General features: G+C 47.7%; 18 protein-coding genes. 5 read left to right on the top strand and 13 right to left on the bottom strand.

The genetic code is table 11. The features are described 5' to 3' along the window. Positions 1-92: 92 nt before the first annotated feature. Both tatA and tatC read right to left on the bottom strand, forming a co-directional pair. Positions 93-296: a twin-arginine translocase TatA/TatE family subunit gene (gene tatA / locus E0496_RS13325; protein ID WP_141502183.1), complete on the bottom strand. Its 204-nt coding sequence runs from the start codon at positions 294-296 to the stop codon at positions 93-95. Between the two features lie 22 nt (positions 297-318). Beyond that, complete coding sequence (gene tatC, locus E0496_RS13320) at positions 319-1,050, bottom strand: twin-arginine translocase subunit TatC (RefSeq protein WP_141502182.1); 732 nt, start codon at positions 1,048-1,050, stop codon at positions 319-321. Between the two features lie 181 nt (positions 1,051-1,231). Between tatC and E0496_RS13315 the strand changes: the two genes are divergently transcribed. Further along, entirely contained in the window at positions 1,232-1,609 is a 378-nt protein-coding gene (locus tag E0496_RS13315; RefSeq protein WP_141502269.1) for a c-type cytochrome, read from the top strand. A gap of 309 nt (positions 1,610-1,918) precedes the next feature. Here the strand turns inward: E0496_RS13315 and E0496_RS13310 are convergent, their stop codons facing one another. The 6 genes from E0496_RS13310 to E0496_RS13285 all read right to left on the bottom strand — a co-directional run bounded on the left by E0496_RS13310 (position 1,919) and on the right by E0496_RS13285 (position 7,501). Then, positions 1,919-2,740 carry a DUF6843 domain-containing protein gene (locus tag E0496_RS13310; protein ID WP_141502181.1) on the bottom strand — a complete coding sequence of 274 codons (822 nt, stop codon included), beginning with the start codon at positions 2,738-2,740 and terminating at the stop codon, positions 1,919-1,921. A gap of 208 nt (positions 2,741-2,948) precedes the next feature. After that, complete coding sequence (locus E0496_RS13305; protein ID WP_141502180.1) at positions 2,949-3,698, bottom strand: ABC transporter permease; 750 nt, start codon at positions 3,696-3,698, stop codon at positions 2,949-2,951. 1 nt (position 3,699) lies between these two features. Then, positions 3,700-4,428 (bottom strand): ABC transporter permease, encoded by a 729-nt coding sequence (locus tag E0496_RS13300; protein ID WP_141502179.1) that lies wholly within the window; start codon positions 4,426-4,428, stop codon positions 3,700-3,702. Then, complete coding sequence (locus tag E0496_RS13295) at positions 4,425-5,339, bottom strand: ATP-binding cassette domain-containing protein (RefSeq protein ID WP_141502178.1); 915 nt, start codon at positions 5,337-5,339, stop codon at positions 4,425-4,427. Before E0496_RS13295 ends, E0496_RS13300 begins: the two co-directional genes overlap by 4 nt. 105 nt (positions 5,340-5,444) lie before the next feature. Then, positions 5,445-6,821 carry a HAMP domain-containing sensor histidine kinase gene (locus E0496_RS13290; RefSeq protein WP_241674787.1) on the bottom strand — a complete coding sequence of 459 codons (1,377 nt, stop codon included), beginning with the start codon at positions 6,819-6,821 and terminating at the stop codon, positions 5,445-5,447. Positions 6,822-6,826: 5 nt separating this feature from the next. After that, the gene (locus E0496_RS13285; protein WP_141502177.1) at positions 6,827-7,501 is read right to left on the bottom strand and encodes a response regulator transcription factor; all 675 of its coding nucleotides are present in this window, start codon (positions 7,499-7,501) and stop codon (positions 6,827-6,829) included. Between the two features lie 268 nt (positions 7,502-7,769). Between E0496_RS13285 and E0496_RS13280 the strand changes: the two genes are divergently transcribed. Both E0496_RS13280 and E0496_RS13275 read left to right on the top strand, forming a co-directional pair. After that, positions 7,770-9,722, top strand: coding sequence for an ABC transporter substrate-binding protein (locus tag E0496_RS13280; RefSeq protein WP_161601403.1), 1,953 nt, complete (start codon positions 7,770-7,772; stop codon positions 9,720-9,722). An 890-nt stretch (positions 9,723-10,612) separates the two neighbouring features. Then, entirely contained in the window at positions 10,613-11,131 is a 519-nt protein-coding gene (locus E0496_RS13275) for a hypothetical protein (protein ID WP_141502175.1), read from the top strand. Positions 11,132-11,988: 857 nt separating this feature from the next. Here E0496_RS13275 and E0496_RS13270 read toward each other — a convergent pair. Genes E0496_RS13270 through E0496_RS13260 form a run of 3 tightly spaced genes read right to left on the bottom strand, consistent with a single transcriptional unit; the run spans position 11,989 to position 14,138 of the window. Beyond that, the gene (locus E0496_RS13270; RefSeq protein WP_141502174.1) at positions 11,989-13,233 is read right to left on the bottom strand and encodes a cation:proton antiporter; all 1,245 of its coding nucleotides are present in this window, start codon (positions 13,231-13,233) and stop codon (positions 11,989-11,991) included. 2 nt (positions 13,234-13,235) lie between these two features. Then, a complete protein-coding gene (locus tag E0496_RS13265; RefSeq protein WP_141502173.1) occupies positions 13,236-13,727 on the bottom strand; it encodes a cation:proton antiporter regulatory subunit in 492 nt (163 codons plus the stop codon). Positions 13,728-13,775: 48 nt separating this feature from the next. Then, positions 13,776-14,138, bottom strand: coding sequence for a hypothetical protein (locus tag E0496_RS13260; protein WP_141502172.1), 363 nt, complete (start codon positions 14,136-14,138; stop codon positions 13,776-13,778). Between the two features lie 211 nt (positions 14,139-14,349). Between E0496_RS13260 and E0496_RS13255 the strand changes: the two genes are divergently transcribed. After that, the gene (locus E0496_RS13255) at positions 14,350-14,811 is read left to right on the top strand and encodes a cupin domain-containing protein (protein ID WP_141502171.1); all 462 of its coding nucleotides are present in this window, start codon (positions 14,350-14,352) and stop codon (positions 14,809-14,811) included. A gap of 67 nt (positions 14,812-14,878) precedes the next feature. Here the strand turns inward: E0496_RS13255 and E0496_RS13250 are convergent, their stop codons facing one another. Continuing rightward, on the bottom strand, positions 14,879-16,423 hold the full coding sequence (locus E0496_RS13250; protein ID WP_141502170.1) for an HD domain-containing phosphohydrolase: 1,545 nt from the start codon (positions 16,421-16,423) through the stop codon (positions 14,879-14,881). 134 nt (positions 16,424-16,557) lie between these two features. On the opposite strand from E0496_RS13250, the gene E0496_RS13245 reads away from it, so the two are divergent. Next, on the top strand, positions 16,558-17,757 hold the full coding sequence (locus E0496_RS13245; RefSeq protein WP_141502169.1) for an MFS transporter: 1,200 nt from the start codon (positions 16,558-16,560) through the stop codon (positions 17,755-17,757). 33 nt (positions 17,758-17,790) lie between these two features. On the opposite strand, the gene E0496_RS13240 is transcribed toward E0496_RS13245, so the two are convergent. After that, positions 17,791-19,452: a PAS domain S-box protein gene (locus E0496_RS13240; protein ID WP_141502168.1), complete on the bottom strand. Its 1,662-nt coding sequence runs from the start codon at positions 19,450-19,452 to the stop codon at positions 17,791-17,793. Positions 19,453-19,591: the final 139 nt, after the last annotated feature.

The raw sequence follows: 19,591 nt of genomic DNA, 5'->3' as shown, positions 1-19,591 counted from the left end.
GCCGTATACCGAACGGTACGTACGGTGGTGTGAGAGGTCGGGGGCTAGGCGCCCCCTCCTACTCGATTATTTAGTGACGAGGATATGCTGGACTATAGCAGCTTCTTCACATCGTCTTTGTTTTCAGCGGGTGCCGCGGTCGGCTCCTCATCCACAATGCCGCGCGTGGAGCTGCGGAATTCGCGAAGCGTATCGCCAAACGCCCGTCCGAGCAGTGGCAGCTTAGCCGGCCCAAACACGATGAGCGCGATTAGCAAAATAATAACAAGCCCTGAAACACCGATGTTGTTTAACATGTGAAAGTCTCCTTTTTGTGGGTCAAGTTGGGGAAGGAACAGCTGCAACCCGTTTGGCGTATCTCCTTGTCACGAGCACGCTGATCTCAAAGAGCAGCAGCAATGGTACCGTTACAGACAGGTGAGACACAAAATCGGGAGGGGAGATGCAGGCCCCTACAACAGCCAGGCTGACATAAGCATATTTGCGAGAGCCTTTCAGGCGCTCGGGTGTGAGCAGTCCTAGCTTCGTCAGAAACAAAATCACGAGCGGCATCTCGAAAGCAACGCCAAGCGGGAATACGACACTGAACAAGAAGCTGAAATACCGATCGATGCCATATGTCTCTACAGCGCCGACATTTTGATTCATCTCCATCATAAATCCGAGCATCATCGGAAATACAAGGAAGTAGCTGAACGAAACGCCGATTAGAAACAGCAGAAAGGATACGGGCACATAGGCGAGTGTTCCTTTGGCTTCCATTTCGGTCAGTCCAGGCTTCACAAATGCCCATGTTTGATACAGCAGCACAGGCAAGGTGAACAGGATTGCGAACAGGAACGCACAGCGTAAATAGATAAACAATCCGTCTGTAAAGGAAAATACATTCCACTCCACGGATTTGGCGGTTAAACCGGATTTGATATATCGCAAAATGATCGGGGATACATAAAGCCCACCGCTCATTGCGACAAAGAAACATGCGATAACGATGATCAGCCTTTTCCTAAGCTCGGTCAAATGGTTAACCAGATCACCTTGTAAATCCACGATATCACCCCGCAATACAAGCTGCTATTTTCATCTGACATGACATTTTTTTAGGATAACCAGTTCGCGTGCGGTTATGCGTGCATTGCCTTTTCTGAAAATGTTTGACTTTCACTGCATACGGATGCCGAAATAGGGAAACTTAACTACAAATCTCCCTAGTATAGGAGGCAATACAATGATGCTTAAAAACAAAGGATTATTATGGATCGCCGCTATTGCGCTGTTGATTGGATTGTCCGCGTGCGGAGGGAATAAAACCAACAACGGTGCAAATGAGCAGCCGCCAACAAGCAATACAGGAAACAATAATGGCGGCGCTACGGTGGACACGGCCCAAGCCGAAAGCTTGTACGGCAAAAACTGTGTCAGCTGCCACGCCGTTGATCTGGCTGGCGGCGTCGGCCCTAACCTTCAGCATGTCGGCTCGGAGCTGTCACTAGATCAGATTAAAACGCAAATTAGCAACGGCGGGAACGGCATGCCAGCTTACAAAGGGCAGCTCAAGGAAGATGAAATTGCGGCTTTGGCCGCTTGGCTTGCTGACCACAAATCCTAATTAAAACGGAATACGGAAGGGAAGGAGCGGCTGCGGCTGCTCCTTTTTTGTTGTGTTTTGACGTGAAATATAGGGTCTATTGACGTTATTTTCTTCTGATGCTGAGTGCTTATCTTCAGTTTTTGGAGAAAACATGGAGGCTTCCATGTTAAAATGACTCGAGATTTATGAAGGGAAGGCCATTACGGCTGAAATGATTCGTATATTAAACTCCGAGCGCAATGTAGAGGAAGCGATGAAGGAGCTGGAGTCTCTCGGCATGTGTTAGGGCATAAAGTCTTCGTCCGCTAGAAGTGCTCCTGTGTTAGGTTAGGGCACCTTATATTCACTTATGGTCACCTCCGGCTGCGAGCCTAATCTCATCATTTCGCCGTTAATGGTTAGGAGACGGATTTCCTTTCCCTTCTCGTCCACCAGTGTATGTCGTATGCCTCTCGGAGGCCGCGGGCTCGAGGTTTTATAAATGCCGTCCTCCGGAATTGAAATGACTTGATAGCCTTTGATCTTGGGGATAGTTGGGTAGTCAGGCACGCCGTAATGGATGATGACCGTTCCATGAAAGCTTTGCGGAATTTCGTGAATGGCGGGTCTGCTTTTCTCCACTTCGGATGCTAAATTAAAGCTGGGATAAAAGATCAAGACCAGCGCTGCAAGCATGAATAACAAGTAGCCTCGCTCTTTCAAGGAGACTAGGGAGCCTATCGTAAATACAATCGCAGAGCTAGCAAACAGAATGGCAAAAGCCCCTATCTCTGGCGAGAAAAGATGGCTTAGCTTACCGATCCCGAAGCCGATGAGGAACGGAACGGACGCGGCAGCAAGGAGGCTTAATCCGATAAGCAAAATCACCCGCAGCCAGATCATTGCCCTGCTCCAGCGGAAGAGGAGTGTATAGCAAGGCAAAATGAGAAACAGATAAGGAGCTAGCGTCCAGCCGATCAGCAGCTTGGATTCGCTGCCAAGCCCTTGGTCGTAAACGACCGACAAAAAAGCAAGATAAGCCGAAAGCCCGCCAAAGTAACTGGTCACAGCGACCACAACATAGAACAGGATCCGCATGGGATTTTTTGATTTGGTTTTCTTATTTAACGCTGCATGCTGTACGAAGTTATTTTGTATCAATACGCTCATCCATCCTTCCTCATTCAGATTCTAATCCCCTCTCATCATAGCCCAAGCAGCAAACCGGGCAGTAGTTCTATCTTTTGTAGTACCGGGAGTGGAGCTGCCCCTAAATCTGGAGGAGGATATGAAAGCTGGATGGGTGAAGCACATGAAAAAACCATCTTTCCCTGTCATGCGGGGATAGATGGTTTTTGATTTTTCTAGCGGTAGTGGCCTAGATTTCCTTACGTTTAAAATAAAGCAGTCCAATCACAAGGAACAAGGTGAAGCTTCCTGTCACCGTAATGAGCAGTGTTTCAAGCGGCAGCGCAAAGGCGCCGAAATCTTGATCGCTGAAGCTTAGCATCGCCAGCATCGGCTGCGCCCATGGATAGTAGGGGCCGATTTTGTCGGAATTGACGATAAGCATGTTCGGGATGGTCAGCATCACGTTGATCACTAGCGGAGCGGCAAAGCTGCTCCAGCTGATGGAAACAAACAGCTGCAGCGCTGCAAGCGGAAGGCAGGCCAGCCAGCCGCTTCCGATGCTGGTCAGCAGCAAGCGCCAAGGAAGACCGTCGGTGATGCCATGGGAGGCCGCTGCAGCAATGACGGCAACCAGAAATAACAGCTGTGTGAGAGCCAGTAATATGGCGATGACGCTGAACTTGGCCAAATAAAGGCTTACCCGGGATACGGGAAGCGTCAGAAGCTGCTTCCAGCCTCCTCCCGCATGCTCGTATCGGCAAACGAAAGCAGATAGAATGCCCGTCAGGATGGGTAAGAACAGCATCGCATGGAACGAAGACATAGTGGAAGCCAGTAGGGCGTATTCCTCAAGCCGATTGGCAGCGCCAAAAGATTCAAGGGATAGGAAGACACCGATCACCAGCGACAGGAGCGGGCTAATCAGAAGCAGAATCCAGATATACGATTTGGATAGCTTTAGCCGTTCAGAAGCAACGATTCGTAGGAAGCCATTCATTTCAATTCACGTCCTTTTTGATGAAATGAAAGGTCCCCATGAGACAAATGACGCAGCCAGCTGCAAAACCAGCGGCGACAAACAGCTCTTGCCGCGGCCCAATATAACCGAACATCGGCCAGTTTATGGGCAGCATTTTGGATAAGGTGCCTGAGATCAAGCTTGTAAATACAGAACCGATCGCAGCTAGCACGCCAAGCGTGATGGGAACAGCCTGGTTTTTGAGAAGCATGCACAGCCATAGGAACAAGGCCAGCGCGGGAAGGGAAGCAGCAAATGGCAGGAAGCTGAGCCGCAGGATAGACCCTATAGGCATCGTTTCCATGCCGAAACGCAGCGATAGTCCTAACGCAGCCACGCCTATTGCAAGCACCATGCAAGACAGTGTAAGCAGCAGGAAGCTGATGGCGAATTTGGAGAAAAAGACTGCGCTTCGCGAGATCGGCAGCGCGAGCAGCTGCTTCCATGCATTCGTCTGATGCTCAATATGGGCAAGCAGCGAAGAGACGAGCGTAACGCCTAGAAAGAGCGAGATGGGGACAAACATTTGAATGTCCGCAAGCAGCGTTTCCCAAAGTTTTCCCGCGTATCTTTGCGTCAAATAGTCATATCGAAGCCCGTAGTTGAGCGCCTGCATGGCGATGATGCCTAGAGGCCCAAGGAAGATCAGAAACCAGATGCCTTTGCCTCTTATTTTCAAAAAATCAGACGAGAGCGCCTTGAACATCATAGCTGCGTTCCCTCCCCGACAATCTGCAGGAAAAGCTCCTCCAGCGTCTTCCGCTTCTCCTCGACCCGGTAAATATCATGCTTGCGCTCCACAAGCGTTCGCACGATACGTGCAACCGTATGGTCGCTCGTTTGCTCCAGCAGCAGGGTGTTTCCGCGGTGTACCGCTTCGATGCCGTGCTGCCGCAGCGTAATATGAGCCTGCTCAGGGTCTGAGACGACAAGGGACATGCTGCCCTGTGCTTGCTGGTGCAGGTTCGCAATCGTATCCTGAAAAACAAGCTCTCCCTGCCGTATGATGCCAACCGTCCCGGCGGTGAGTTCAACCTCGCTTAGCAAATGGCTCGAGATGAGCACGGTGATGCCATGCTGCTTGGGCATCTGTTTAATTAACTCGCGGATCTCCAAGATGCCGGAGGGATCGAGGCCGTTGGTTGGCTCATCGAGTAGGAGCAGCTCAGGATTGCCTAGCAAGGCGCTTGCGATGCCAAGTCGCTGCTTCATCCCGAGAGAGAAGCCTTTTACCGGACGCCTCGCTTCCTTCGACAATCCAACAATGCTCAGTACCTCCGCAATTCTGGCTTTGGGCGCTTCGATAATCCGGCGTATGGCCTCTAGGTTATCCGTGGCGCTCAAGTGCCCGTAATAGGAGGGATATTCAACAAGCGAGCCTACCCGGCGCAAAATGGAAAGTCTCTCCTTGTTGAGCGCTTTTCCGAAAATATGCACAGATCCATTGGATGGCTTGATCAAGCCAAGCAGCATGCGGATCGTCGTTGTTTTGCCCGCGCCATTCGGTCCCAGAAAGCCGTAAATATCCCCTTTGGCAATTTTTAAATTCAGATTGGAAACGGCATAACGTCCTTTATAACGCTTGCTGAGCCCCTTTGTTTCAATAATCCATTCATTCACGTTAATCACCTCTGTAGTTAGATTAACGGACGAAGGTTAAAGGGAGAGTACCCCAAGTTTAAATTTCGTTTAAAATATAGAGCGGCATCGCCAATCGTTACTTATTCAAACAAAGATGAATATGCTTGTACCCTCAGAGCTGCTCTCCGTATGCCAATCAAGCTTCATCTCCTTCAGGAGGTAGTCGACGATGGCAAGCCCAATGCCATAGCCTTTGCTGGCCGACTCCGCTTCAAGCCCGCGGCCGCGGTCGCGTATGACGATGGCGCATCTCTGCTGGAATAGCTCTACCGATAGTCCGATATAGGCTCCGCTTGCGGCATGCCGGATGATATTTTGGAACAGGTTATCGAATACGCGGCGAAGCGCGGCTTTGTCGACAGCATGGAGCATAGGTTCATCAGGCAGTTCGATCTCTGCGGCAATGCCCGCCTGTTCCCAAAGGGGATACCAAGAGGCAGCGCTCTCGCGCAGGATGCGCAGCACGTCCTGCTCAGTGAGGCTGAGTGGGTAACGCCCGCTGGTCATTAACGTGTAAGAGAGCAAATTTTCAATCAGGCTGTCGATGCTGGCGATTTTTTGGCCCATCTGCTTGACGGAAGCCTGCCCGCTCGGGCTGAGTGTTTCTTTCTCAAGGGAGTACAGGTGGCCGTTCATGACCGTCAAAGGTGTCCGCAAATCATGCGAAAGGCTCGAAATCAGCTGCTTGCGAAGTTGTTCCTCTTCGTATTCGCGTTCCTTGCTCTCTTGCAGCTGTACGACCATATCGTTAAAGGCCATCTCCAGCTGTCCGATTTCATCCTGTTTTTTCAGGATAATGGGTTGTGGGAGACCGTTGTCCCCATGAAGTGACATCGCAGCCTGCATACTAAGCAGCCGCTTGCGAATGCTGCGGAAGAACAGCAGCGATACAAGGAAGAAGAAGGCGAACATCATAATCAAAAAGGCAATATATAAAGGCGTACCGGTTCCAAGTGGCCGATCCATCTGGATAATGGACCGCGGCAGCTGCAGCACCATGAAGCCGGTCTCGGAATGGTCAGGCCCAAAGAAGGACACGACGGTAAAAGGGTCCTGATTAATGCTCGCTTTCATAAATTGAATAGCATCCGCTGCGCTCCACTGTACCTTCAGCTGCTTCTGCGGCGGCAGTTGCAGTCTGGTTTGGCCAGCGGAATCGACCCAGAATAGGGAAGCCTCCGGATACGTTTGCTTCAACTGCTGCAGCGTGCGATCGATCAGGGCTGCGTCGGTTTCTTGCAGCTGGCTGGCCTGCTCATGCCACATGGCGGCGAGCTCGCTGCTGCTCCCATACTTCAGAAAGTTTTCATCTGAAGCATTTGTATTCTCCTGAATAACGACATAAATAATGGAGGCAATGGGGAATAAGATTGGGATAAATAAAAAGGCAAATAGAATAATGAGCAAATAGCGGGACAGCAAGGTTTGGCGGAATCTCATGGCAGGGGAACGCTGTTTCACCTTTTTCACTGGCGTACCCGATAACCGATGCCGCGTACGGTTTCGATCACTTCGGGGGCAGCTGGATTCCGTTCGATTTTTTCCCGCAAATACCGAATATGCACCATTAGTGTTTTATCGCCCTCGATGAAGGCTTCTCCCCAAACAGCCTCGTAAATTTGCTCCTTCGTCAAGATTTGTCCCATGTGGCGAAGCATATAGCTGAAAATATGAAATTGTTTGCCCGTAAGCGTAATTTCTTCGCCAGTATCCCTGTTTTCGACGCGGTTCTGTTCCTCATGCACGAGCAGATGCTTGACGACTACCGGTTCAGCGCTGCGGGAGCCTGAACGGCGAAGCAGCACTTCGATGCGAGCAGTCAGTTCATCGGGATGAAACGGTTTAGTCAAATAGTCGTCAGCAAACTGCAAGCCTTGCAGCTTGTCATCGATGGAGGTGCGAGCAGACAGCATGAGGATCGGGGTATCCGGTGCGGACTTCTTGAGCCGCTGTCCAACGGTAAAGCCGTCGAGTCCCGGCAGCATGACATCGAGAATGACAAGCTTGCAGCAAGCCGCAGCTTCAACCGCACCTTCGCCGCTTTTTTGCCAGCGGACGTCATAGCCTTGATCTTTCAAATGCTGGCAAACAAAGCTGCCGATTTCTTGGTCATCCTCTATGTACAGCAGTGGAATATTCATAGATTAAGGGTTCCTTTCTGGATGGCGATTATAAGAATGATAACTAGAGGAAGGAATGGATAAACGGAAGAAATCCCTGCTCCTTCTACAAATGAGACAAAAGGTTTTTTCCATATGTTACTTTATAACGGTGTAGAATGCCAATTTCGAGTCACAGAGGCGACCCTATTGATTTGACAATGATAATGGTTATCGTTTACGATTCTAAATTGTATTGGGTTTTGCAGCTGCAAGGGATCGCATGCTATTGGCTTTGGGGGGATTAACAGTGAATTGGGAAGAATACATCCAAATATGGGACACATCGTGGATTCAATTGGCGGACATTCGGCAACATGTGATACGTAGACAGAGGAAGCAGCAACATCTACTGCCAGCGAGTAGTTTTATATTTGTCGTACAAGGACAAGGTACCATCTGGTTAGATGGTGTTCGGCATCCATTAGAACGATTCTTTATCCTGCATGCAGGAAAAGGCAGCACCATTAAGTTAGAAGCTGGCCATGAGGACGTCACATACTATTACATTTTATATAGAGGCAGTATTCATACTAAAGCTAGCAAAGCCATATTGAAGGCTTATCATATAAACAACCCCTTTCAACTGCAGTATGCATGCAAGCCTCATGCTCCGGTTGTTTTGTATCGTCATATGGAATCGATGTATGAGGAATGGAATCGCAGACAGATCAAGGAACGATTCCAAGCCAAAATTCAATTTTATCAGTTCGTACATACACTGGTAGACCAGTTGCAGCTTCAGGGGGTTGCCCCTAAAGATACGGATGTGGTGGAACAGATCGTTCAGTACATTCACCAACGTTATCATGAGCCGATTTCACTTGAATCTATGGCAGAGGTATGGAATTATAGCATTCAGCATTTATCGAAGCAGTTCAAGCGCCGAACGGGGAGAAGTCCCATTGAATACGTCATTCAGACCAGAATCGCTAAAGCGAAGGAGCTGCTGATTCAAACCGATGCTACCGTGCAGGAAATTGCTATAAACGTCGGCTATAGCGATGTCTTTTATTTTACCCGATTGTTTAAGAAACAGGTGGGATCAACGCCTATTCAATACAAAAATAAGGCGAAGACAGGCCTGGTCGTTTCAGATAGTCCATGGCAAGAGTTCTTATCCTCCATGGGCAAAAATACTTCCGCTTGCTATATTGATTATGATAATCATTATCGAATAAAGGGCGAAGGGGATACACTGATGTTACAGGGTACCAAAAAGACAATAGGAGTAACGCTAATGCTTGTGCTTACACTGCTGCTTGCAGCTTGCGGAAACGGGAACACTAGCAGCAATAACCATCCGTTAGCGGAATCGACACAAAATACGCCATCCAACCAAGCGATTGAGCAAACGGGGTTACGGAAAATAGCAACGGTCATGGGTGATGTTAATGTTCCGGCGAATCCAGAGCGCGTTGTCGTTGATTGGGATTTGGGACCAGTCTTAGCCGTTGGGGTGACGCCAGTTGGAGCATCGAATACACAACTCGAATATTCTCAGTTCCTCAAGCCTTTCTTGGATGAGACGGTTCAAGATATAGGGGCTGAAGGAAGTATTTCTTTCGAAAAAGTAGTAGAGTTAGCGCCAGACATCATTATTACTTGGAATAAAGATGCCTACAGCAACTATTCTAAGATCGCGCCAACCGTAGTATTTGATACAAGCCAATACGCAACGATTCAGGAAGAAATTACGGCGATGGGCGAAATTCTTGACCGGGAAGAAGAGGCTAAACAGTTTGTGGCCGATTTTGAAAAACGGAAAATCGCTGCCCGCGAAAAAATTAAAAATGCAATCGCGCGTGATGCAACGATTTCGATCGTTGATTATATCACGGTAGATAAATTTTTAATGGTCATTGGCGACATGGGGGAGCGAGGCGGCAGAGCTGCTTACGATATTTTGGGAATGAAGCCTACTCCTAAAGTTCAAAGTGAAATCATTGATAAGGAAATGAGCCGCGTTGAAGTTTCTTGGGAAACGGTAAATGATTATGTAGGCGATTATGTGATTATCCTTACCGTAAAGGACAAAAAACCGCCTAAATTGCCAGCGACATGGACATCTTTGGATGCAGTGAAAAACAATCGAATTATCGAGATTGATATGGAGAAATATTTTGCAGCAGATTCCTACTCCTCCTTGTTACAGGCAGAAGATATAGCAGACAAAATATCGAAGCTGGTCTCAACTAAATAATCAATTAAACAAATGAAAAGTGAAGTTAACTGAAGAGTAAGGGAATATGGGGAGTACAGAGAGTAAAGTTGCTTAAGGGGATGAAATTATAGAAAAGAAGTGTGGCCATAAACCACGCTTCTTTTCGAGTTCCAGTTAACTAATAAGTTTTGAAATGTCAGGCACCGCCACGGCTGTCAGTCAAAAAGAACATAATCCGAATACGGAGGTAGCTAATCGTTATTTTAACCTCGCTTGTACTGCTTATCACCCTCTATTGGTTGCACTTCTTCATACAAGTTCAAATCAGAACCAGAACCAGTAACAATACCCATATCCATACCAGAACCAGCCATACTGTGTGTCTCGTTTAGCTCGTTTGGACAACCTCAAAGTGCAATAGACATACAAAATTAGATTATGATTCCCAGTTTCACTCCCACTTCTGGACCACAAAACCTTGCTTCGAGCCCTATGCCCCTATTGCGAAAAACTGGTGAGATAAAGTGATGCCTTACACCTCAAAAAATGCTAAAGCTCCGGTCTTGTATCCTTTTTGTTTAGGGCTTCTCTTCTCTTCATTTCATTTGAATTAGCTGGAATTTCTCCCTCTATTTTAAAGGATTTTGGGCTTTAGAGGCATTTAGGGAATTTGTCCCTCTAATTTCAGGTAATATGCCGAAAATGCCGCGAAACGGCAGAATTAACGGAACAAAATCTCATTATTTCACTTGTCCAGCGAATCAGGCTATTATAGTGGGAGAAATTCCTGCTAAATCATAATTAGTCTATAGTCGCCAAATAAAAAGGCTGAAAGTGACTTTTTTATCTATCACCTTAAGTTTGCTTTATATCGTACAAACCATATTTTCCCTATTTCAATAAAGTTGTAACAGTGAAGGAGCTAGAGGATGAATAAAACATTTATTCAAAACCGATTAACCAATGCGCTTAGAAGGCTATATCATTTTGATAAGGAAATTATAGCTAATCATTCCAATGAGCGATCGATATGCCACAGATTAGCGGTACATCTAGGAGTAGTTTTTTATGAGTGGGATGTTGACGTGGAATACAATAGAAACCTGGGGGACAGAAAAACTTTTAGTTTAGATATCATGAGCATGCTGAATGACATCAGTAAAGAAGATTTGTTGACGGGGAGGAGGTCTGTTTATCCAGATATTATTGTTCATAAGAGAGGAACAAATCAGAATCTTATTGCGATAGAAGTGAAAAAAAGCACATCAAGCCAGAGGCTCGATGCATTTGATCAAGAAAAAATAAAGGGCTATGTATTGGAAGAATCCTTACAGTATCAATTTGGTGCATTTATTAAGCTTGGTGAAACGAAAGTAAACCAATTAGTCATAAAAAGCAAGCAAGAGGTACTGGAGGAAGTAGGGAGAGGGGAATTGGATTTTGGATGAGGTAGCAAATGATAAGATAGTATAGGAGCAATACAATAGAAGGATAAAGCACAGGTTGAGATTGAGGATTGGAAAAAAGCCAGTTTTAAAGAAAGATCAGTTAGTTACCTCTTGAGGGTGAAAGCTATCCTGCACATTTGCAATAACTTACCCCTATTTAAAGGTGATCACCGCTCTATCCTGCACATATGCAGGGAAATTATTCGAAAAGAGGATTGTTGGGCTGCAGGAAGGCTGCTATGTTGTACGGGGTACAGGATAGAGGAGGAAGAGGAGCAAATATAGGCATCTATCCTGCAGCCATACAATATAGCAGCAACAGACCACAGACCACAGACCACAGACCACAGACCACAGACCACAGACCACAGACCACAGACCACAGACCACAGACCACAGACCACAGACCACAGACCACAGACCACAGACCACAGACCACAGGCAGCCCCTTTCTGATATCATTTACCCACAACCAGCCAACATCTCATCTCTAAAATCAAACCCCTATGCGATAGACTTATCAGCACCATCTCCGCTAACGGCTCTAATGCTTCTCCACTAACCAATAAAGCCTAGCCAGCTCATTGCAACAGCCTTGCACAATCCTCGCTAAGAAAGCCTAACTCTCCTCGACTAACGTCTCTAATGCTTCCCAACTAACCAGTAAAGCCTAGCCGGCTCATTGCAGCAGCCTTGCACAAACCACACAAAGAATGCCTAACTCCTCTCCACCAATGTCTCAAATGCTTCTCCACTAACTCCCCTCCACTCACCTAACTCCATGCAAAATAAAAAACAGCAGGTCGACGAGGGGGATGCCTCGTCATGCCTGCTGTTTTTTGCATCGCAGCGGCTGATCAGCCGCTGGATTTGTCTTTTACGGGTTTCTTGCTGGCCTCTTTGGCTATTTTAGGTTTTTCCCATCTGAAGATGGTATTTAGACCTCTGAACACCAGCTTGGATTCCTTGGTCAGAAGCGGTCCCAGTATCGCCAGAATAAGCACGTACAGGGCAGCGAATGGCTGCAGAAGCTCCAGCAAGCCACCGGCTTTGCCGAGGTTTGCCATGATAATGGAGAACTCGCCGCGCGATACGATCGTTAGACCGATGTTAGCGGACGCTTTAGGCGATAAGCCTGCGCTTTTGCCTGCGAACATGCCTGCGGTGAAGTTGCCGAATAAGGTAACCGCAACCGCACCGAGCGAGAGCCAGACCGCGCCGCCTAGGGCGAACGGATCGATGGTCAGACCGAAGCTGAAGAAGAACAGTGCACCGAAGAAGTCACGGAACGGCAGAATCAGATGTTCGATCCGTTTCATGTGGACGGTCTCGGCAAGCACCAAGCCAACCAGCAAAGCTCCGATTGCTTCTGCCACGTGAATCGTTTCGGAGAAGCCTGCCACGAGGAACAGGAAGCCGAACACGAGCAGCAGGAATAGTTCATTCGAGCGAATATTGAAAATTTTGTTAAGGAGAGGCGCTGCCTTCCTTCCGATAATAAGGAACAGAAGCATAAATCCGAGTGCATAGGAAGCGGATAGAAGCACGCCGCCTAGGGATGACGAATCGCTAAGCACAAGTCCAGACAAGACGGAAATGTACACAGCAAGGAAAATATCCTCGAACATGATGATTCCAAGAATCATTTCCGTTTCCGGATTTGCTGTCCGTTTTAAATCAACGAGCACCTTCGCGACGATCGCGCTTGAGGATATCGTTGTAATACCGGCAATGACCATCGTCTCCGCAACAGGGAAATCGTTGATCCAGCCGAATAGTAAACCAAGTGAAAAGTTAATGACGATATAGATGGTTCCGCCTATCGCAATAGAGCGACCCGATTTCATCAATCGACCCACAGAAAACTCCAGACCCAAATAGAACAGCAGGAACAGCACGCCAAGCCGTCCCATGAATTCAATCAGTTCCGCACTATGAATGAACCTGAAGTCCAATATGCCCACGTGTGGCGCATGAGGACCTACGGCCATGCCGATCAAGATGTAAAACGGGATGACGGAAAACCGAATTTTTGCAGCTAACAGCCCGACTAAGGCTATAAGAATAACAGCAAGACCGATTTCCAGCACCATGTGATCCATAATTAACGGCTCCCGTTTTGCAGCATAAGCTTAAGAAGCTTCAAATGCTGGCGTTCACCTGCAACGATAAGGGTCGTGTCTGCTTTAAAGACATAGTCGGGGCCTGGATTAATATGCTTTGCTTCTTTCTCGACAGCGGCGATAATCGTCGCTCCTGTCGTCTGGCGGATATCGACTTGACCGATCGATCTGCCAATGCATGCGGCGTTTGGTTCAATTTTGTACCATTCAATTGTCAGGTCATCCAGTGCCACCTCAATGGTCTCTAGCGCCTTTGGTTTGTAAGTCATACCGCCGACAATCGCGGCTACCTGTCTTGCTTCTTCATCCTCAAGCGTAACCATGGAAATGCTATCGTCCGGATCCTCATATTCGAAGTGGTACAGTTCACGGCGTCCGTCATCATGAATAATAATGACAAACTTATCGCCGCTACGCGTCATAATCTGGTATTTGCGGCCAATACCGGGCAGGTCGGATTCTCTAATATTCAATGTGTAGGCCTCCTCATTTGTTGTTAGTGTACGAACAAAATGAGTAAATTAACCAACAAAATGTGAAGTGAATTTAATCGGGGTCATCAGCAAATCACGCATCCTTTGCGGAACAAAGGTATGAAGTGCGGATAGGGTGGCAGCCAGCCAATACATGAGCATCAGCGCGTGCATGTAAGAGGCTAGTAGTAGGTTTTCGGGCAAAAAAACTTTCGTCGAGCTGTTTTGCTTGCCAACATTTGCGGTCGCGTATTTCGCGTCAGCCGTGATGCGGCTCGCAGCAGCAGTCAGCTCAAACGTATTACCTGCTTGGTAGGCGAACAGCGCTGCCATCAGCAACGGAACAATAATGAGCAAATTCATTAAATGCTTGCGGCTGATGCGACCAAATTCAAGTACGCCATTGTTCATCTGTTCACCTCCAAAAAGTTAGTTAATATAAGTATAATTTATAAATCGGAAATAAACAAAGCTTGATCCGTATATTCGTTAGGCGAAAGCCAAAGAATTTCATTCTATACCTACTTGTTTAATGAATTGACGATAGATCTTATGCGTTATAGAATAAAGAACGTATTTATAAATAATATGCGCGCAAAAGAGAGAAAGAAGGTTGAAATGGATGGGAGTATCAGTGCAACAGCTGTCGCCGCTCGTCGAGCAACTCGGCTTAAAACCGCATGTCGAAGGCGGATGGTACAAGGAGATTTGGAAAGCAAGCTTTGAAATACCGCAGGAGGTACTTGGCGCTCCCTATTCAGGACCACGCTTTGCGGCATCCTCTATATATTTTCTGCTGCATCCGGAAGAGTTTTCCGATTGGCACAGAGTTTACTCGGACGAGCTGTGGATGTGGCATTCCGGGAGTCCGATTGTGCTCAGCCTAGGCGGTTTGGAAGCTGACCCGGAGACGAGAAAAGAAATCATTGTCGGACCTGATGTGCTCGCAGGCCACCAGCCGCAGGCGCTTGTGCCCGCGAACGAATGGCAGATGACCCGTGTTCTTGGGGATGAGCCTGTTCTTGTATCATGTGTAGTAGCGCCAGGCTTCCACTATGATGATTTTACGCTGGTTAAACGGTAATCACTTTATAATGAGACAAGAGCCATCCGGAAGGATTAATCCTTTAGCGGATGGCTCTTGTATGTCGTTAGGACACATCTTCCTCCATTTTTCCCTTCTTACGGTAAGTATCTACAAATAGCTGTGTGAGGTGCGGGTCCCATTGCGTCCCTTTGCCCTCTTCGAGAATGGAAAGGGCTCGTTCGTAGGACATTCCTTTACGGTAGGGTCGGTCAGAGGTCATGGCGTCAAAAGCATCTGCGATGGCAATGGCCCGTCCAAACAGCGGAATCGAACTGCCTGCCAATCCGTCGGGATATCCTTTGCCGTCATAGCGCTCGTGATGCGAGCGAACGCCTGGCAGCAGATCGGCCATCGCATCTGCGGGCTCGATTTGCTTTAATATATTTTCGCCAAGGACGGGATGAAGCTTGATCTGATCGAATTCCTCGTCCGTTAGACGACCCTCTTTCAACAGGACAGCATCACGTACGCCGATTTTTCCGATATCATGGAGCAATGCAGTTTTATGTAAAATGTCGATCTGGCTGTCGGACCAGCCATCTAACCGGCCGATTTGGACGGAAAAGCGAGCTACGCGAGTCGAATGCCCGGCCGTATAGGTATCACGCGCATCAAGCGCTGCTGCGAGTGTCATGAAGTAGCTTTGCAGCAGTTGGTTGTTTCTCTGTTCACGTTCCCGAAGTCCATTAACCATATGATTGAACCCGGCAACAAGCTTGGAGAACTCATCGGAATAGATATCCGCCGCACTCGTCTCTAGGTTGCCTGCTTGCACGCTGCTCATGCCATGCTGAATCATATAAATCGGATCTTCGATGTTGCGTGAGAGCAGGGAGGCTCCAAGCAGGGAGTAGATGATCCCGATAACAAGGATAAAGCCTGCCCATTTCCAGTAATCAAGACTTCCTTCGCCCTGAAGACTATCGAATCTAATTTGAGAGGCAAGTCCAAACAGCAGCAGTGGAAGCGTGCCAATTAGGAAGGCGCTAAGTCGGAATTTGGTGCGGATCGATACGAGCACTTGCCCGCCCAGCGTTATATCTTGAATATAGAGTTCTTTGTGCTTGTTGCGGATGTAGGTGATAACGGGATGAATGGCTCTAGTGGTTAGGAAAAACTCGATCATGGCATGCATGCTGGCAATCATCAACGCGACCGCTGCTGCAATTCCGATATAAAAATAGGGAAGGTTCAACCATCCCAAGCTTATGCAGATGTAAGCCATTCCGATGGCTGGCAGCAGTAGACCGAGAAAATGGGGACCGAAGGTGCGCTTCACGGCTAAGGTTGGAAATCGATGGGTTTGAAGATAGGCGATTTTTAGCTGCTCCGATGTTGGTTTCTCTGCCTTGAAGAGGATTTGAATTGGTTTAATATGCCGATAGAAGACCAACAGTTCAATGCCAATCATAATGAGAAGTGAGATAAGCATGATGGCAGCTAACGTGAGCTGCTCATTTTCGGGAATCGTCAAGGTGGAAAAAACGATAATGCCGCCGACGCCCGCTACGGCAACGGTTGATCCGAAGATATAATTGCGCAGCAGCTGAGAGAGAAAAGAGGGATATACGCGATTTTCAGGATTCTCGCGTTCTATAGGCAATGGCATAGGATGACCTCTTCTCTACAAATTCGAATGGACTGGTACATAGTACCTATAGTATAAATCGGCATTTTAAAATTGTATATTAGATATAATGATAAAAACTACGCGCAATCACTGGCAACTCGAGAGGATAACACATGTTGAAGGAACCCCTTTGGACCAAACCGTTTGTCTTATTAATCTTATCTAATTTATTTTTGTTTTTGTCGCTGGAGATGCTGCTGCCGACGCTTCCCGTCTTTGCAGCGGATAAGGGCGGCTCTGATGCGCAAATTGGACTTATTATCGGCTTATTCACCTATTCTGCAGTAGTCGTACGTCCGTTTGTCGGAATGGCCTCGGATAAATTCGGCAAGAAGCTGCTCCTTATTCTGGGCGTTGTGATTTGTTTAATTGGAACGGCCAGCTATTATGCGGCTGTTACGATTGTAATGATGCTGATGCTTCGCATCGTTCATGGTGTAGGCTTTGGTATCTCGACGACGCTTTATGGCACCGTGGCTTCTGACATTATCCCGGCTTCGCGAAGAGGCGAGGGGATGGGCTTCTTCGGCACGGGTAATGCAGTAGCGATATCCTTGGGGCCCTTTCTCGGCATTTGGCTCATGGAGGAGTTTGGCTTCTCTGCGCTGTTTATTGTGGGCGCCTGTATTTTGCTGCTGGCCGTCATCTTTACTTCTTTCGTCAAAGGGGATTCCAAAGAAGAACGCGCGCAGGCCAAGATTGCTGCCGCAGAACCTACGTCACTGCTCTTGCGATTCGTGGAGCCAAAGGCGCTTATGCCTTCGCTGCTTGGACTTCTCGTGGGCTTGTCTCTGGGAGGAGTTATCAGCTTTATTACTTTGTTCGGCAAGGAAGCCGGCGTACAAAATATCGGTTTCTTCTTTCTTGTGCTTGCGCTTAGTGAGTTTCTCATCCGGTTTGTGAGCGGGAGAATTTTTGATACGAGAGGTCGTTTCTGGGTATTATTTCCAGCAGCTATATTCTGTATTGTAGGCTGTGTGATTCTCTATATGACCAAATCAACGGGAATGCTGCTGCTTGCTGCGGTATTTTATGGCGCGGGCTTTGGAGCGATTTTCCCTGGCTTGCAGGCCTGGGTTATTGACCGGGTAGAACCGAAGCGCAGAGGCGTAGCGACAGCGACATTCTATAACGCATTTGATATCGGAATTGGAAGTGGCGCTATGCTGCTTGGCTTAGTGGCGACTTGGTCCAATTATGAAACCATGTATTTGGTATCTAGCGTATTTTTCATCATCTATTTGATCGTTTATTATGGGTATGAGAAGCATTTGAAGAAAACAAGCTTACTTGAGGCAGGAAAGCGACCGTAGCGCTGCGAACAGCAGAGACGATCGCGCAGCAAGTTAGTGAGAAATATAGCGGTTTTTTCCTTCATCCTTGGCTTGGTAGAGCGATTTGTCGGCATGGGTGAACAGCTCATCCTGCGAGAGGGAGCAATCGGGATTCCATGTGGCAGAGCCCAAGCTAATCGTGACATAAGGATGGTCTGTTTCTTGTGAATGAGGCAGCTTTAATTGCCTGACGGCTTCAAGAAGGCGATTGGCAATCGTAGCGGCGCGCTCCTTGCTGGTTTGAGGCAAAATGATACCGAATTCCTCTCCGCCGTAACGGGCGACAATATCAAGCGGGCGCTTAAGGGCGGCTCGCATAGCGGCGGCGATCTGTCTTAGACATTCGTCGCCTTTTTGATGCCCGAACGTGTCGTTATAGGCTTTGAAATTATCGATATCGCCAAGCATTAACGTTACCGGCATATGATGACGCTGGGCATCCTCCCATTCGTGATTCCACGTTTCGTCGAAGGTTCGGCGATTTGCGATGCCAGTTAATTCGTCAGTATGAGAAAGCGCATGCATGAGTTGGTATTGCTCCAGCATCTTCAGCTCTATCTCTTTGCGGGGCGTGATGTCTCTAGAGACTGCCACGATGGTTTGCGTACGGTCACCTTCATTGAAGACAACGCGCCTGGTCGTCTCAAACCAGCGGTAGCTGTCATCCTTGCGCCTGATGCGATACGTAATCGTATTCTCATCAACGTGGGTATAGAGCAACTCCTGATTGTCGAGCATTCGCTGCATGTCATCTGGATGATACAGATGAAACGGAGACTTCCCGATGAGCTCGTCATCCCTGTAGCCCAAAAGGGTATAACAGGCTGGTGATACATACGTAAACAATCCGTTCTGGTCATGCTTGGAGATCATATCGCTTGAATTCTCGGCAAGCAGGCGGAAGCTCTTCTCGCTCTCAAGCAGCTTGTCGGCGGTGCGCTTCCGCTCCGTAATTTGACGGAAATGAACGGATAGCCCGAACTCGGACGGGTAAAGATTCGCTTCGAACCAATCATTAAGCAGTGGTACGAATTGCTCATATAGCCGCTGCTCGCGGAACTGCATAGCCAGCTTGCACTCGATTTGGCTGACAGAATCAACAAGCCAGGGATACAGCTCCCAGATGTTTCGGCCAGTCAGCTCTTCGTCGCTTTTTCTAAACAGCGTCTGAGCTGCTTTATTCGTATAGATAAATCGGTATTCCTCATCCAGCGAGAAAAAAGCATCAGAAATGCTTTCGAGGATGGTCGTAATATGTTTCGTTAGCTGTTTTACTTCGTGTACAGCTTGTGTTTTTTCGGAAATATCCATCATTTGCGAGATGAAATGAAGAGGATTTTCTTCCTTGTCGTAGACAAGAGTTACGCTTAAGAGAACCGTGACGGTTTCTCCGGTCTTTTTGAAATAACGCTTCTGCATTTGGTAAGTGTCGATTTCACCGCGAAGCAATTGCTTCACATAACGGTTATCCTCTTCCAAATCATCCGGATGGGTGATGTGCTCATAGGTTTTGCTGTACAGCTCTTTCTCCTCATAACCCAGCATGACCAGAGCGGAGGGATTGGCTACCATGATCCTGCCGTCTAAATCAACTAAAGCCATGCCGATCGGGGCGTAATGAAATGCACTGCGGAATAAATCGGCTTCACGATTCGGTTTTGAAATCAAGGTCAAGCTTCGCACCTCTCCTGCTGTCTGTACTGGATAAGATTGTTAGTCTATAGTAAAGAATAGAATACAACCCGGCGTTTGTCCACATGGCAACTTTTACCTACCGATTGAGGCTGCTTGTCAGCTATTAAAACGAAAAAAA

Source organism: Paenibacillus luteus (assembly GCF_006542765.1).
GTDB lineage: Bacteria > Bacillota > Bacilli > Paenibacillales > Paenibacillaceae > Pristimantibacillus > Pristimantibacillus luteus.
Note: the sequence above shows the minus strand (reverse complement) of the source record. Positions and strands in the feature narration are given on the sequence as shown.